General features: G+C 52.2%; 14 protein-coding genes. 5 read left to right on the forward strand and 9 right to left on the reverse strand.

Annotated features, from left to right (window positions below; all coding sequences use genetic code 11):
- The first annotated feature begins 41 nt into the window (after nucleotides 1–41).
- The gene (locus tag BK816_RS06050) at nucleotides 42–437 is read left to right on the forward strand and encodes a Fur family transcriptional regulator (RefSeq protein ID WP_071164372.1); all 396 of its coding nucleotides are present in this window, start codon (nucleotides 42–44) and stop codon (nucleotides 435–437) included.
- Between the two features lie 87 nt (nucleotides 438–524).
- On the opposite strand, the gene BK816_RS06055 is transcribed toward BK816_RS06050, so the two are convergent.
- The 9 genes from BK816_RS06055 to hrcA form a co-directional block, all read right to left on the reverse strand.
- The gene (locus BK816_RS06055) at nucleotides 525–1,310 is read right to left on the reverse strand and encodes an isoprenyl transferase (RefSeq protein WP_083379113.1); all 786 of its coding nucleotides are present in this window, start codon (nucleotides 1,308–1,310) and stop codon (nucleotides 525–527) included.
- A complete protein-coding gene (recO, locus tag BK816_RS06060) occupies nucleotides 1,310–2,053 on the reverse strand; it encodes a DNA repair protein RecO (protein WP_071164373.1) in 744 nt (247 codons plus the stop codon). Before recO ends, BK816_RS06055 begins: the two co-directional genes overlap by 1 nt.
- A 9-nt stretch (nucleotides 2,054–2,062) precedes the next feature.
- The gene (era, locus tag BK816_RS06065) at nucleotides 2,063–3,028 is read right to left on the reverse strand and encodes a GTPase Era (RefSeq protein WP_071164374.1); all 966 of its coding nucleotides are present in this window, start codon (nucleotides 3,026–3,028) and stop codon (nucleotides 2,063–2,065) included.
- A 63-nt stretch (nucleotides 3,029–3,091) separates the two neighbouring features.
- Nucleotides 3,092–4,393: a hemolysin family protein gene (locus tag BK816_RS06070; protein WP_071164375.1), complete on the reverse strand. Its 1,302-nt coding sequence runs from the start codon at nucleotides 4,391–4,393 to the stop codon at nucleotides 3,092–3,094.
- Nucleotides 4,393–4,851, reverse strand: a complete 459-nt coding sequence (ybeY, locus tag BK816_RS06075; protein WP_071164376.1) for an rRNA maturation RNase YbeY — start codon at nucleotides 4,849–4,851, stop codon at nucleotides 4,393–4,395. Before ybeY ends, BK816_RS06070 begins: the two co-directional genes overlap by 1 nt.
- On the reverse strand, nucleotides 4,851–5,927 hold the full coding sequence (locus BK816_RS06080; protein WP_071164377.1) for a PhoH family protein: 1,077 nt from the start codon (nucleotides 5,925–5,927) through the stop codon (nucleotides 4,851–4,853). The genes ybeY and BK816_RS06080 overlap by 1 nt, the downstream gene beginning before the upstream one ends.
- A 36-nt stretch (nucleotides 5,928–5,963) precedes the next feature.
- Complete coding sequence (locus BK816_RS06085; RefSeq protein ID WP_071164378.1) at nucleotides 5,964–6,758, reverse strand: 16S rRNA (uracil(1498)-N(3))-methyltransferase; 795 nt, start codon at nucleotides 6,756–6,758, stop codon at nucleotides 5,964–5,966.
- A 21-nt stretch (nucleotides 6,759–6,779) separates the two neighbouring features.
- The gene (dnaJ, locus tag BK816_RS06090) at nucleotides 6,780–7,892 is read right to left on the reverse strand and encodes a molecular chaperone DnaJ (RefSeq protein WP_071164379.1); all 1,113 of its coding nucleotides are present in this window, start codon (nucleotides 7,890–7,892) and stop codon (nucleotides 6,780–6,782) included.
- A 44-nt stretch (nucleotides 7,893–7,936) separates the two neighbouring features.
- Nucleotides 7,937–8,971, reverse strand: coding sequence for a heat-inducible transcriptional repressor HrcA (gene hrcA, locus BK816_RS06095; RefSeq protein WP_071164380.1), 1,035 nt, complete (start codon nucleotides 8,969–8,971; stop codon nucleotides 7,937–7,939).
- A gap of 193 nt (nucleotides 8,972–9,164) precedes the next feature.
- Here hrcA and BK816_RS06100 point away from each other — a divergent pair, with 193 nt between their 5' ends.
- The 4 genes from BK816_RS06100 (at nucleotide 9,165) to BK816_RS06115 (ending at nucleotide 13,083) form a co-directional block, all read left to right on the forward strand.
- Entirely contained in the window at nucleotides 9,165–10,049 is an 885-nt protein-coding gene (locus tag BK816_RS06100) for a DUF3097 domain-containing protein (protein ID WP_071164381.1), read from the forward strand.
- Between the two features lie 270 nt (nucleotides 10,050–10,319).
- Complete coding sequence (locus tag BK816_RS06105; protein WP_071164382.1) at nucleotides 10,320–11,423, forward strand: metal ABC transporter substrate-binding protein; 1,104 nt, start codon at nucleotides 10,320–10,322, stop codon at nucleotides 11,421–11,423.
- Complete coding sequence (locus BK816_RS06110; protein ID WP_083379114.1) at nucleotides 11,420–12,217, forward strand: metal ABC transporter ATP-binding protein; 798 nt, start codon at nucleotides 11,420–11,422, stop codon at nucleotides 12,215–12,217. The genes BK816_RS06105 and BK816_RS06110 overlap by 4 nt, the downstream gene beginning before the upstream one ends.
- On the forward strand, nucleotides 12,214–13,083 hold the full coding sequence (locus BK816_RS06115) for a metal ABC transporter permease (protein ID WP_071164384.1): 870 nt from the start codon (nucleotides 12,214–12,216) through the stop codon (nucleotides 13,081–13,083). Before BK816_RS06110 ends, BK816_RS06115 begins: the two co-directional genes overlap by 4 nt.
- Nucleotides 13,084–13,091: the final 8 nt, after the last annotated feature.

Consider the following 13,091-nt stretch of genomic DNA (forward strand, 5'->3'; position numbering starts at 1 on the left):
CTTAGTTATACCTTTTACAGATCAAAAAATAGGAGACCACGATGCAACGGATGACTCGCCAACGCGCAGCCATCGAAAAAGCTATTGCGGAAACCGATCAGTTTCGTTCAGCACAGCAACTTCATGATGACCTTAAAGAAGCCGGTGAAAACATCGGCTTGGCTACGGTTTACCGTACTTTGCAGGCCATGGCTGCTGATGATGAAATCGACATGGTTCGTTCGGAAGACGGGGAAACCCGCTACCGCCGCTGCTTAGCATTCGTCCACCACCATCATTTGATTTGTCGCAACTGCGATCGCACCATCGAGGTGGAAGCAGGACCAGTCGAGGCTTGGATTAAAGAAGTAGCAGAAGAGCATGGGTTCAGTGATTTGACCCATCTTGCTGATATTACTGGTATCTGCGAAGACTGTAAAAACGCTAAAGAAAACTGATCTGGCAACTACCCGCACTAGTTGATCAAAGGCTATAAGTTTGGGGCACTCACCACTTGGTGAGTGCCCCAAACTTTTTAGGTCCTACTAGCTTTTAGTCACTTGGTCGATTGCCCCACCAAAACGACGATCCCGTTGGAGGTATTCAAGTAAAACTTGCCAAAGCGGTTCTCGCCCAAACTCGGGCCAGGGATTAGGCCAAAATACCATTTCCGCATAAGCACACTGCCAAAGCAAATAGTTCGAAAAGCGCTGCTCTCCACTAGTCCTAATCAGCAAATCAACGTCTGGTAAGTCTGGTAGATATAAATGCTTCTGAATTGTTTGTGGAGTGATCCGTTGCGGATTAAGTTTTCCATCCGCAACTTCTTGAGCGATTTTTGCGGCCGCATCAGCTAACTCGGCGCGACCACCATAGTTTAGATTCATAACCAAAGTCAGCCCAGTGTTGTTAGCTGTTAGCCGTTCAGCCCTTTCCAGTTCACTAATCACAGATTTCCATAGCTTCGGGCGTCGACCACTCCACCGTACTCGGACATTCCAAGCCTTTAGTTCATCACAACGCCGCCGTAAAACTTCACGTGAATATCCCATTAGAAAGCGAACTTCAGTAGGTGAACGACGCCAATTTTCTGTCGAAAAAGCGTAGACCGAAAGAACCTTAACCCCCGCCTCGATTGCCCCTGCAATCGTATCCATCAGCGAAGCCTCGCCTGCGGTATGGCCTGCCGTCCTCGGCAAGCCTTGTTGGTTAGCCCAGCGGCCATTCCCATCCATAATGATGGCCACATGCTCAGGGACTAACTGGGCATGGGAACGAAGTGAGGGCGGGATGGTAAGCCCACTTTTTCCTGGGGGTGCAATCTCACTCATCAGCTAGTCCTTCCATGTTGCCTCACCGGCACCGATTTGAGCTTTCGTTCCAAATGCCATTGTGCATAAGTGGTCGCTAAATGCGCAATTTCTTTTTGAGTTTGCCTAGCAGCCGTTTCTGCCAAATCCCAGTCACCGCGTAATAAAGCGGCAGCTATCTGCGAACCTGGCCGTGGTAAATCCATTGCTTCAATCGTGGCACAATCGTCGCAAATACTGCAGCCTTGCGGAACTGAGAAAAAGTTAAGATTAAGGTTCGTCCCGCAGTTGCCGCAGACTCCCAATTGAGGCGCCCAGCCTTGCTGTGCCATCGCCCGAAGCAAGAAAGCAGAGAGTACTAGGTCAGGGTCATGATGACGTCTCGCCAAGGCATTCAGTGCTCCTAATGTCAGGCGATAATGCGAGGGATCAGGATCGTCCTCGGCAAATAGCTGTAACGCAGTTTCCACGATTATGGCACCGGCCGTGTACAAGTCATAGTCCCGGGCGATTAACTGCGCAAAGGGGTAAAGCACTTCCACTTGGGTAAGAATGTCAAGATTCCTACCGCTCAGTAATTGGGCATCGATCACTGAGAATAACTCTAAACGTGCCCCATAACGACTAGAGGTGCGTCTAACCCCTTTGGCGACAGCTCGAATGATTCCTTGGTCGATCGTTAAGAGAGTGATGATGCGATCGGCCTCGCCTAAACGATCGGTTCGCAGCACAATCCCTTTTGTGCGAAAAGTCTTCGCAGCCAATCAGGTTCCTTAGAAACCCAGACGCCCAAGCATCTTCGGATCACGCTGCCAATCTTTGGCGGTACGCACATGCAGATCAAGGTAAACGCGGCGTCCGAGCAAGGCGGTAATCTGCTTGCGAGCACGCTCACCTACTTGTCGCAAACGAACCCCGTTCTTACCAATAATGATCCCTTTTTGACTGTCGCGTTCAACGAACAGGTTAACGTGGATATCCACCATGGTGGGTTCTTCCCCAGCTTTTTGAGCGGCATTATGTGGTGGACGTTCGATGATTTCTTCCACCTGAACGGCTAGAGAGTGCGGTAATTCCTCACGGACACCTTCTAGGGCGGCTTCACGGATTAGCTCTGCAATCATCACCTGCTCTGGTTCATCAGTTAGTTCCCCATCTGGATAAAGCGGAGGCGAGGAGGGCAAGTAATTCAAAATCAGTTCGACTAGTTTTTCCACCCGATCACCACGCAAACCTGAAACCGGAATAATCTCGGCCCAGTTTCCTAGACGATCAATATCTAGCAGATGTTGAGTGAGTCGTTCTGGACTGACTTTATCGGCCTTGGTCGCAACTGCAATAATTGGCGTTTTAGTGCTCTTGAGCTCATTTGCAATAAATTGGTCGCCGGGGCCCACTTTTTGATCCGATGGAAGGCAAAAAAGCACTACATCGACTTCACTCAAGGTTTCTCGCACCATTTCGTTCAGACGCTTGCCCAGCAAGGTCCGAGGACGGTGATATCCGGGAGTGTCAACCAAAACAATTTGGCCATCTTCTCGGTGAACGATACCGCGAATCGTGTGACGCGTGGTTTCGGGCCGATCAGACATAATGGCTACTTTGGAACCCACTAAAGCGTTAGTCAGCGTGGATTTTCCAACATTGGGACGCCCCACGAGGGCGGCAAAACCGGCCTTGAAGTTTTCGTCGTAATCTGGGGTAATAAGACCAGAAAAATCTAGTTCATGGTCGGTCATGTAAATCTCCTCGTTAGGGGGCTAACAGTGCTCGATCCTAGCCAAGCACCGCCTCCTAGGTTACTACTTGCGCTCAGTTTCTGCGTTCTGACGACGAACTAGGTAGGTGGCGACCTGCTTTCTGCGACCCACAGTTTGTCCTGCGATGATCTCTAGTCCCTTGACTTCGATTCGGGTGCCAGGCAGTGGCACCTTGTTGACTTCGCTGGCCACAAGGCCGCCAACAGTTGCGGCGTCCTCGTCTGGCAATTCCAAGTCGAATAGTTCGCCCAGATCGTCCACGGAAAAGCGAGCTGGTACTTCCCACTCGTCCTCACTGAGCTGTACTGGTTCACCTTCTGCGTGGTCATGTTCGTCACGCAGTTCGCCCACCACTTCTTCTAGCAGGTCTTCTAGCGTCACCAAACCGGCGATTCCACCCCATTCGTCTACTGCTAATGCCATGTGGAAAGAGTCGCGCTGCATTTGTCGCATCAGGTCATCGGCGTACATATTGTCAGGGACGAAATGTGCGCGGCGCATAGCTGCCGAAACTGGCGTCTGTGCTTCTTCGGGATCACCTAGCACTCTGCGGGCGCAATCTTTGAAGAAGACGAGGCCACGAATATCGTCAGCGTCCTCGCCCGTTACGGGTAAGCGCGAGAACCCCGAGCGAACAAATAATTTCAGTGCTTTTGAGAGGGATTCATCCTCGGAAATCGTAATCATGTCAGTACGTGGCAACATGACTTCGCGCACGAGTGTTTGGCCTAGTTCGAAAACCGAACGAAGCATTTGCCGATCTTCTTCCGCAAAGAGTTCGGCTTCACCCACTTGGTCAGCCATTTCGCGCAGATCGTCAGCCATTTCGTAGCGAGCTTCAGCTTCAGTCTGAGGGCCTTCTGGCTTGAGTCGGCGTACTACTCCGGCCAAGGGAGCAAAGAGATCGTTAAGTTTAACCGTGAAACTGGTAAGTCCTTGCAGTGCCAGCATGGTGCCGCCCGGCCAGCGAGCCGACACCTGCCTAGGTAGTACAGCCACAAAAAGCATTAAGAGCAACCAGTTTAAACCGAGGGCGACAAGTGCTACCAGCCACCAACGCCAGCCAGCTGCGGCGATTACCAAAGTCAAGAAAATGGTGGCCAAAGTTTGTAGCACTAGGCGAACCGAACGAACCGAGTAATCAGTGTGGGCTCGATCAGTAACTTGAGCGAGGACGATTTCTGCGCCTCTACGCTCATCATCAACTAAGTCTTGTGCGGTAGCCTTAGAAAGTCGTTCGAGGGCGGTTTCCACCGCATTTAACAGACCGGCAACCGCAAAGAACCCTAGTGATACTAGGGTCAGATAGACTGCCGGCAAACCGGCTAAACCATTGGTGGTCATCAGGCTTTGCGCTCCGCCAAGTACGACAACAACAGCTGACGCTGGAGGGTAAACATTTCTTTTTCTTCTTCTGGCTCAGCATGGTCATAGCCGAGTAGATGCAAAATTCCGTGAGTGAGCAAAAGCAGCATTTCTTCAATCACTGCATGGTGGGCTGCTTGGGCTTGCTTAGCCGCAACCTGCGGGCAAATCACAATATCACCCAAGGTGCCTTCGGTAACTGGACTCAAGCTAGTGCCTGGGCGTAGTTCATCCATTGGAAAGCTCATCACATCGGTCGGGCCTTCTAGATCGAGCCAATCAAGGTGCAAGCGCTCTGAAACTTCTGGTTCCACGAACAAAATGGCTAGTTCTACTTGTCCTGAGACGTGCATTTTGCCGAGGACGTAGCGAGCGGCATCAACGAATTCTTTTTCGTCGATTTCAACTTCAGTTTCGTTTGATACTTCAATGCTCATTAGCGGCCTCGTTTGCGTGGATAGTTATTTTTTGTTTGAGTTGGGTGGGCTTCGTCGTGACGATTGTAGGCGTCAATGATTTGTGAAACTAGCTCGTGACGCACCACGTCAGCGCTAGTGAGGTGTACGAACTCGATGCCATCAATGCCCTGCAAAATCCCCTCAATCACGGTTAGGCCCGAGGTGGTGCCACCGGGCAAATCGACCTGAGAGGTATCGCCGGTGACCACGACCTTGGAATTAAAGCCGAGGCGCGTGAGGAACATTTTCATTTGCTGACTGGTGGTGTTTTGGGCTTCGTCAAGAATGATGAAGCTGTCATTTAGGGTTCGACCACGCATGTAGGCCAATGGTGCAACTTCGATGGTGCCTGCCGCCATCAGCTTGGGCAGTGCTTCTTCCTCGAGCATGTCATGTAACGCATCGTATAGTGGGCGCAAGTAGGGATCGATCTTGTCAGTCAAGGATCCAGGCAAGAAACCGAGAGACTCCCCTGCTTCGACAGCTGGGCGTGTTAGCACAATCCTTCTAACTGAGCCAGAAAGCAAAGCTCGGACTGCTTTGGCCATCGCCAGATAGGTTTTACCGGTACCAGCCGGCCCTAACCCAAAGACCACGGTATTCTCATCAATTGCGTTGACGTAGTGTTGTTGTCCTGCAGTTTTGGGACGAATCCGTTTGCCCCGAATACTGAGGACATCCAGGTCCATGTCTTTTGCAGCCGAGGCACGAGCCGCCTTGTTAATCACCATGACGGCATGCGAAACTGCCGCCGCATCGAGGGGCGATCCAGCCTGGGCTAAAGAAAAAAGTTCTTCGAGCAGGTCAGTAGCTAACTCAACCGATAAGGTAGGGCCACTAACGGCAATCTCATTTCCGCGAGGAACAAAATCAACCGTGGGAAAACCAGCTACGATTACCCGCATGATTTCGTCATTAACCCCGAAAATAGCTAAGGGGTCTACATCTGGAGGTAGAGTAAGCACCTTTTTACGCGTGCTTTGACCGGCAATATCTGTCGAGGCAGAATCTACTTGCGCTAAGGAAGTCGTGTCCGGTAGGGACTCGCTATGCATTATTCTCCTTCAATGGCTTACGCTACTTCAACCAGTTTAACAATCTTTAGCACTCGGGGTGGCAATCAAAAGCTGAAGTTGGCTTAGCGCCACAGTCGCTGCGGTGGCTGCCCGCAGCACGGCCCAACCGAGTCGGCAGAGTTTCCCGCCTGCAGATTGCAAGGCTTCGATTTCGCTGTCGCTGATTCCGCCCTCGGGACCAACTATTAGCCAGATCTTGGGGGGCAACTTGGCGGGAATTAGTCGATCTAGAGTGGCTTTCAAATCAGCAGCTTCATGACAGATCAGCACTAGCTCTCCGGCTTCGGTAGCTTGGGCTACCTTGGCCACGAGTTGTTTAGTAGTGGCCATGTCATGCACTTTTGGCAAGGTCGCACGACGCGACTGTTTGGCAGCCGCTAGTGCTAGTTGGCTCCACTTTTGTTGCCCTTTTTGGGCTTTGGGGCCTTTCCAGCGCACGATTGAGCGATCTGCTTGCCAGGGAATAATCTCGGTTGCACCGACCTCGATCATCGAGTGCAAGGCGGACTCATCATCCCCGGACTTAGCAAGCGCTTGTACCACCACAAGTTCGCAGGCCGAGGGCGGGTCGGCATGCCAGGGCGTCGCCACGCTGAAGATGATTTCCGCACCTTGCTGGCCTTGGACTTCACCGGTAAGGCGGAATCCGCTGCCGTCACTGAGATCGAAGAGATCCCCTACGCCCAATCGCATCACCTGCAGGTGCTTGGCAGATTCGCCAGTCAAGGTGGCGCGCTCCCCGACATTAAGGGTGGCTAGCGAATGGTCGTCGCGATGCTGGGGAGGCAGGAAAAAGAGCGGGAGCGTCATGAAGATTCCTTGGTTTTGATGCTAGTTTCCAGCGAAACGATCGCGGAGCTTTTCAAAGACACCTTGGTGCGCGGGAGCAATTTCATCCTCTTCGCCATGAAGTTCTGCAATATCGAGGTAAAGCTTACGTTCAGCGCTCGAAAGTTTGGTTGGAATCTTGACATCCACCTTGACGTGGAGGTCACCACGGCCGCGGCGCTGCAAGCGTGCCACCCCTAAACCGTCGAGGACGATTTCAGTTCCTGGCTGGGTGCCTGGCTTGATGTCTAGTTCTTTTTGACCATCTAGGGTATTGATCTGGATGCGGGTGCCGAGGACTGCCTTGGTTAGCGAAATGCTGACCTGGGTGTAAAGGTCGTCACCCATGCGGCTGAGCTGATCGTGCGGTTGCACATGGAATTCAACGTAAAGGTCTCCGGCAGGTCCGCCGCCGGGACCAGCTTCACCTTGGCCTGAAAGGCGGACACGGTTGCCGTGTTCAATGCCCGGAATGATGTCGATTTCGGTGGTGCGACGGGTACGCACGCGACCTTCCCCAGAACATTCAGTACATGGAGTGGGGATAGTGGTGCCGTGACCAGAACAGGTCGGGCAAGGAACGGCAGTGGTGATCATACCGAGGATCGTCCTCGATTCACGCATAATGGAACCGCGGCCAGCACACTGATTACAGGTGCGAGGACTGGTGCCAGGTTCAGCGCAGGAACCGTCGCAACGATTACAGGTGACCGCAGTATCAACGACGATTTCCTTTTTGCCACCGAAAGTGACTTCTTCCAAAGTCACGTCAACTACCGTTAAGGTGTCTTGTCCGCGACGCCCACGAGGCATCGGGCCAGATTGTCCGGCGGCTGCTCCGGCTGCTTGAGCCATAAAGTTGAAGATATCGGAGGCCCCGAAGGACATGCCACCCATGCCGCCGAAGAAGGAATCAGAACCACCCAAGTCGTATTCTTGACGTTTCTTGGGATCGGAAAGAGTTTCATATGCGACGGTGACTTCTTTGAACTGTTCTTCAAATTCTGGTCCGGCCACATCGGGGTGCAGCTTGCGCGCGAGTTTACGGTAGGCACGTTTGATCTCTTCGGGGGATGCTTCTTTATCTACCCCAAGAACTTCGTAATAATCAGCCACTTTATTCCTTTACTGCGTGTTTTAAACTATTTGGTCAATAAGAATTAACGATCGAGAATTTTCGATAGGTATTTGGCCACGGCTCTAACAGCCGACATGGAGGCCGCATAGTCCATGCGGGTTGGCCCGACCACCCCTAGTTGGGCACTTGCACTGGGCTGGCCATAACGGGAGGTCACTACTGCCACTTCGGCCAGCGCTCCCGCATGATTTTCCGCCCCGATGGCCACTTGTACTTGTTCCACTGGGGTTTCTTTAGCCTCAGCGAACAAGGAAAGCAAGGCTGCTTGTTCTTCTAGTGCGGCGATAATCGGACCGAGGTCGCCGGCAAAGTCAGGCGAAAAACGGGCCAAGTTAGACCAGCCTGCTACCGCTATCTTTTGGGTAGTTACCGGCGCCATTAAGTCCTCTAATGCGGTCGAGATGGCTTGTGCGGCCGGCCGTTCACTTGGCTCTAGTGCTCGGACTAGCTGGGTCAAGACGGTGGGCAAACTTGCGGTGTCTCGGCCAGCACAGTGGGCGTTAAGGGCTAAAGCGAAGGTGTTGAGGAAGTTGGGATCGACCTCGGTGGGCAAATCGACCATCTGTTGATTTACCTCGCCGGCTCCACCGATCACAATAATGAGGGCGCGAGAAGGGCTGAGCGGTACGAGTTCGATGTGTCGCAAGCTAGCCTTGGCAACTGAGGGGTATTGGATCACCGCGGTGTGCTTGGTGAGCTGCGCTAGTAAGCGCACGGTCCGATCCATCACATCGCCAAGCCCTAATGGCTCAGTTAAGAAAGTTTGAATTGCTTGGCGTTGTCCCGGGCTGAGGGGTTTAAGTCGAGCAATATGGTTGACGAACTCGCGATAGCCTCGTTGAGTTGGAACTCGGCCCGCCGAAGTGTGTGGTTGGAAAATGTAACCTTCATTTTCTAGAACCGCCATATCATTGCGAACGGTCGCTGGCGAGACTCCTAGGTTGTGTCGTTCTACTAAGGCTTTGGAAGCGACCGGCTCACTTGTGGCAATGTAGTCCGAAACGAGGGCACAAAGCACTTGCGCGCGACGCGGATGCGCTAATTCGCTACTTGGCATCAGGAGCCTCCTTCCCGATCTAAAGCTGTTTTTCTAGAACTTTTCCACCACAAAAATAGCACTCTTACCATTTGAGTGCTAAATATTTTGCCTGCCGGCTTAACTTTGTGTTGCTTCAAACAATGCTTTAGAAAACTTCCTTATTCGGCATGGGAGGCAGATTTTTTCTTTTTTACCTTTTATCTTCACTTTCATGGATAGATACGGCTCCGATATTTTGGCTCACGACCCGCATGAACACGGGAGTTTTGCCCGTTACGGCCACTCTCGCCCTTGCCCCGCAAATTACGGTGAGGTGTTCGAAGAAGTTGAGACTGGTTGGTGTGGAGCGGTAACCAAGGTAGAAAAGTCCGGCGGCATGCAAGTGGTGGTATTGACTGATCGCCATGGTCGTAGTCGTACTTTCGAGCTCGGTCCTGGCTTTCTTTTCGAGGGCGAACCGGTAATTTTAACTCCCCCGCAACGCGCTCCTAAACAAAGCGCTCCAACTAATGCAGCTGGAAAAATTCGAACTAATTCCGGTTCGGTGGCAGTTAAACAAACCCGCGCCAAAGTTGCCCAAGCAAGTCGCATTTGGGTAGAAGGCCGTCACGATGCCGAGCTGGTGGAGCATGTTTGGGGCGACGACCTGCGGGTCGAGGGCGTAGTCGTGGAATTGCTCGATGGTGCAGATCATCTGGAAGCTATCTTGGCCGATTTTGCCCCCACTTCTCAGCGTCGTGCCGGGGTGCTACTAGATCATCTCATCCCAGGCAGCAAAGAAGATCGAATTGCTAAAGAAATTCGTACCCAACACCCCAGTGATAGCCTACTAATTGTTGGCCACCCTTATATCGATATTTGGCAAGCAGTAAAGCCGGCTCGTCTAGGCTTTACTGCCTGGCCCGAAGTCCCTAGGGGTACCGATTTTAAATATGGCACTTTGGCTGCTCTAGGCTGGCCTGCCAACGACTACAGCGATGTCGCCTCTGCTTGGCAACGCATCTTGCGTTCAGTCCGCGACTTTCGTGACCTTGAGCCAGCTTTCCTTGGTCGCGTAGAAGAGCTCATTGATTTTGTTACTGTCGGCCATTCCTAAACGCTTCCCTTCAAATCGAATGGACTTTGCTTTGTACATCTGCGCTAAGCAGGACCACTCAAGTCGTTTCAGTCCACTAAAAGCCATTGCTACTTGAATACCTTTCGCTAACTTTTCAGGGCTTTACCACCTGTTCCACCTTTGGATACTCTCCGCCCTCGACACGCCTATTCGGAAACGATGGAAAGCCACCACCTGCAATTTATAGACATTCCTCACACTTAACGACAGTTATTGCAAAAACTAAATGTGCATCCTAGACTTAGTGTCATGAAAAAAGCTCTAGTTGTTACTTTTAGCGCAGCCGCACTTGCACTTGCCGGTTGCTCTTCTAATGCAGAAACCTCCACCACCCCAGAAGCAAACGGTTCCACCGCCAAGCTTTCAGTCCTAACTTCTCTTTACCCCCTAGAATTCTTGGCGAAAGAAGTTGGCGGGAATCTCGTTGACGTCCAGACTTTGGCTCCAGCAGGAGTTGAGCCGCACGATTTGGAACTCTCCCCCAAGCAGGTAAACGAACTAGGCCAAGCTGGTGCCATCGTTTATATGAAGGGCTTCCAAAGCGCAGTCGATGAAGCCATCGCCCAGACCGAAGCATCCCGCGCCATTGACATTTCCGAGGCCGCAGAACTAATGCCAGCCACCGGTGAAGGCCACCACCATCACCACCATGATGGCGATGACCATACTGCCGAAGGCCATGACCACGAGGGCGAAGATCACGACCACACCGCCGAGGGTCACGACCACGAGGGCGAAGACCACGATCACACCGCCGAAGGTCACGACCACGAGGGCGAAACCGCTGAAGGTCACGACCACGAAGAAGCCGGTCACGACCACGACCATGAGAATCTCCCCTTCGATCCTCACTTCTGGCTTGATCCTAACCGCATGGCTAAAGTGGCCACGCTGATCGGCGACAAGTTTGCTGAAATCGATCCAACCCACGCCGCCGACTTTAAAGCTAATGCTGCTAAAACTGCCGGCGCTATGAAAGCCTTGGCTGAGGAAGCGGTTAAGAACACTCAGACTTGCGAGCACCGCACCTTCGTAACCACTCACGAAGCTTTTGGATACTTCGCCAAGCTCACCAACCTGGAACAGGCTGGCCTTTCCGGCCTCGACCCAGAATCTTCCCCCAGCCCAGCCCGTCTAGCCGAAATTTCTAAGCTAGTTAAAGACAAGGGATTGAACACAATCTTCACCGAAGAGCTTGTTTCTCCTAAGGTTGCTGATACCCTAGCTAAAGACTTGGGAATCAAAGCCGAGGTTTTGAGTCCCATCGAAACTCAGACGGATCCCTCCAAAGACTACGTCGATATGTTTAAAGGCGATGTCTCGGAACTAGTGAAGGCACTAAACTGTAAGTGAAATCAGCAAGTCTTTCACCCGCACCGGTAGCTTCCCAGCCGCCGGTGCGGGTCACCAATTTAGAGGTTAGTTATGGCTCCTCCCAAATCCTTCATGGGATTGATATGGAGGTGGCCCCCGGCGAAGTGGTAGCAGTGCTAGGACCTAACGGCTCAGGCAAGTCCACCCTAATCAAAGCAATTCTGGGCTGCGCTCCCGTCATCAAAGGTCAAGTTGAACTCTTTGGTAAACCTAGTAAGACCCCCAAAGGGAAGATTGCTACCCAAATCGGATACGTTCCCCAACGCTTCGCCAACCGCGGAGGAATTAGCGCCTCTGCCTTAGAAGTGGTTGAGTCAGGACTTTCCGGACCCAGCCTCTTTCACCAATTTGGTGCTAGAAAGAAAGCTTTAGCAGCACTAGATTCCGTGGGCATGAGCCATAAAGCTCATGATCCAGTCGACGTTCTTTCGGGCGGTCAGCACCAACGAGTCCTCATCGCCCGAGCGCTCATTAGACAACCACAACTTTTAGTAATGGATGAGCCATTAGCGGGGATTGACGCCCAAAGCGCTCACACCCTCGCCGATATTCTGGCTGAGCAAAAAGCCAACGGAGTAGCGGTCGTACTCGTCCTGCACGACCTCGGCTGTTTAGAAAGTCTAATTGACCAAATAGTTTTGCTTACTGACGGCAAGGTGGTTGAGGCCGGACCCGCCGCACAGTTCGCGGCAGAATCGCAGCGTCTAACAGCAATGTCTCATTCCCTATGTGGCGAAACTGGTCATTCACTCTTGGGAGGCGAACACCTATGACAATCTGGTCTGATTTAGCCTTAATGCTCACCTCTCCTTTAATGGTTCGTTCCCTTTTAGTCTCATTAATCATCGGTCTAACTGCGCCGGTGATGGGCACGTATCTAGTTCATAGACGTCTAGCCATGCTCGGTGACGGTATTGGTCACGTAGCGCTCACCGGGGTTGCCCTCGGTTGGCTGGCCGGTTCAATGGCAAATCTGAACCCGATCGACAAACTAGCCCTCCCAATGGCTATCATCGTCTCGCTCCTAGGAGCGATCATGATCGAGGTAATCCGTGCCCGCACCACCACCAGTGGCGATGTCGCCCTCGCAATGCTGTTCTATGGCGGAATCGCTGGCGGCGTCCTCTTTATCGGAATAGCTGGGGGCACTTCAGCTCAGCTAAACTCTTATCTTTTCGGCTCCATTGCCACAGTTACTTGGACTGATCTAATCATTTCCCTACTAATGGCCGCATTTATTCTCTTAGTAGGTATTGGCCTTCGTCCAGCACTTTTTGCCACTTGTCATGATGAAGAATTTGCTACCGCCGCCGGGCTGCCAGTCCGTTGGCTAACTATCTTAATTGCCGCTTCCTCGGCACTAACTGTGGCAGTAGCTATGCGGGTAGTTGGGGCACTGCTAGTTTCCGCCCTGATGATTATCCCGGTGGCAATCGCACAGCTTTATGTCTCCTCTTTCCGCGCCACGATGCGCTTGGCAATGGTCCTTGGAGCCATTCTTTGTGTTTCCGGTTTGACCATTACCTACTTTTACAACCTCTCACCCGGTGCCACCATCGTGGTGCTAGCGATCGTGGTTTATGCGTCAAGTGCGTTAATTTTGTCATTATTCTCGACAATTCGCGGCGCAAAACGCTAAGATATTTA

This window comes from Boudabousia tangfeifanii, from assembly GCF_001856685.1.
GTDB classification, from domain to species: domain Bacteria; phylum Actinomycetota; class Actinomycetes; order Actinomycetales; family Actinomycetaceae; genus Boudabousia; species Boudabousia tangfeifanii.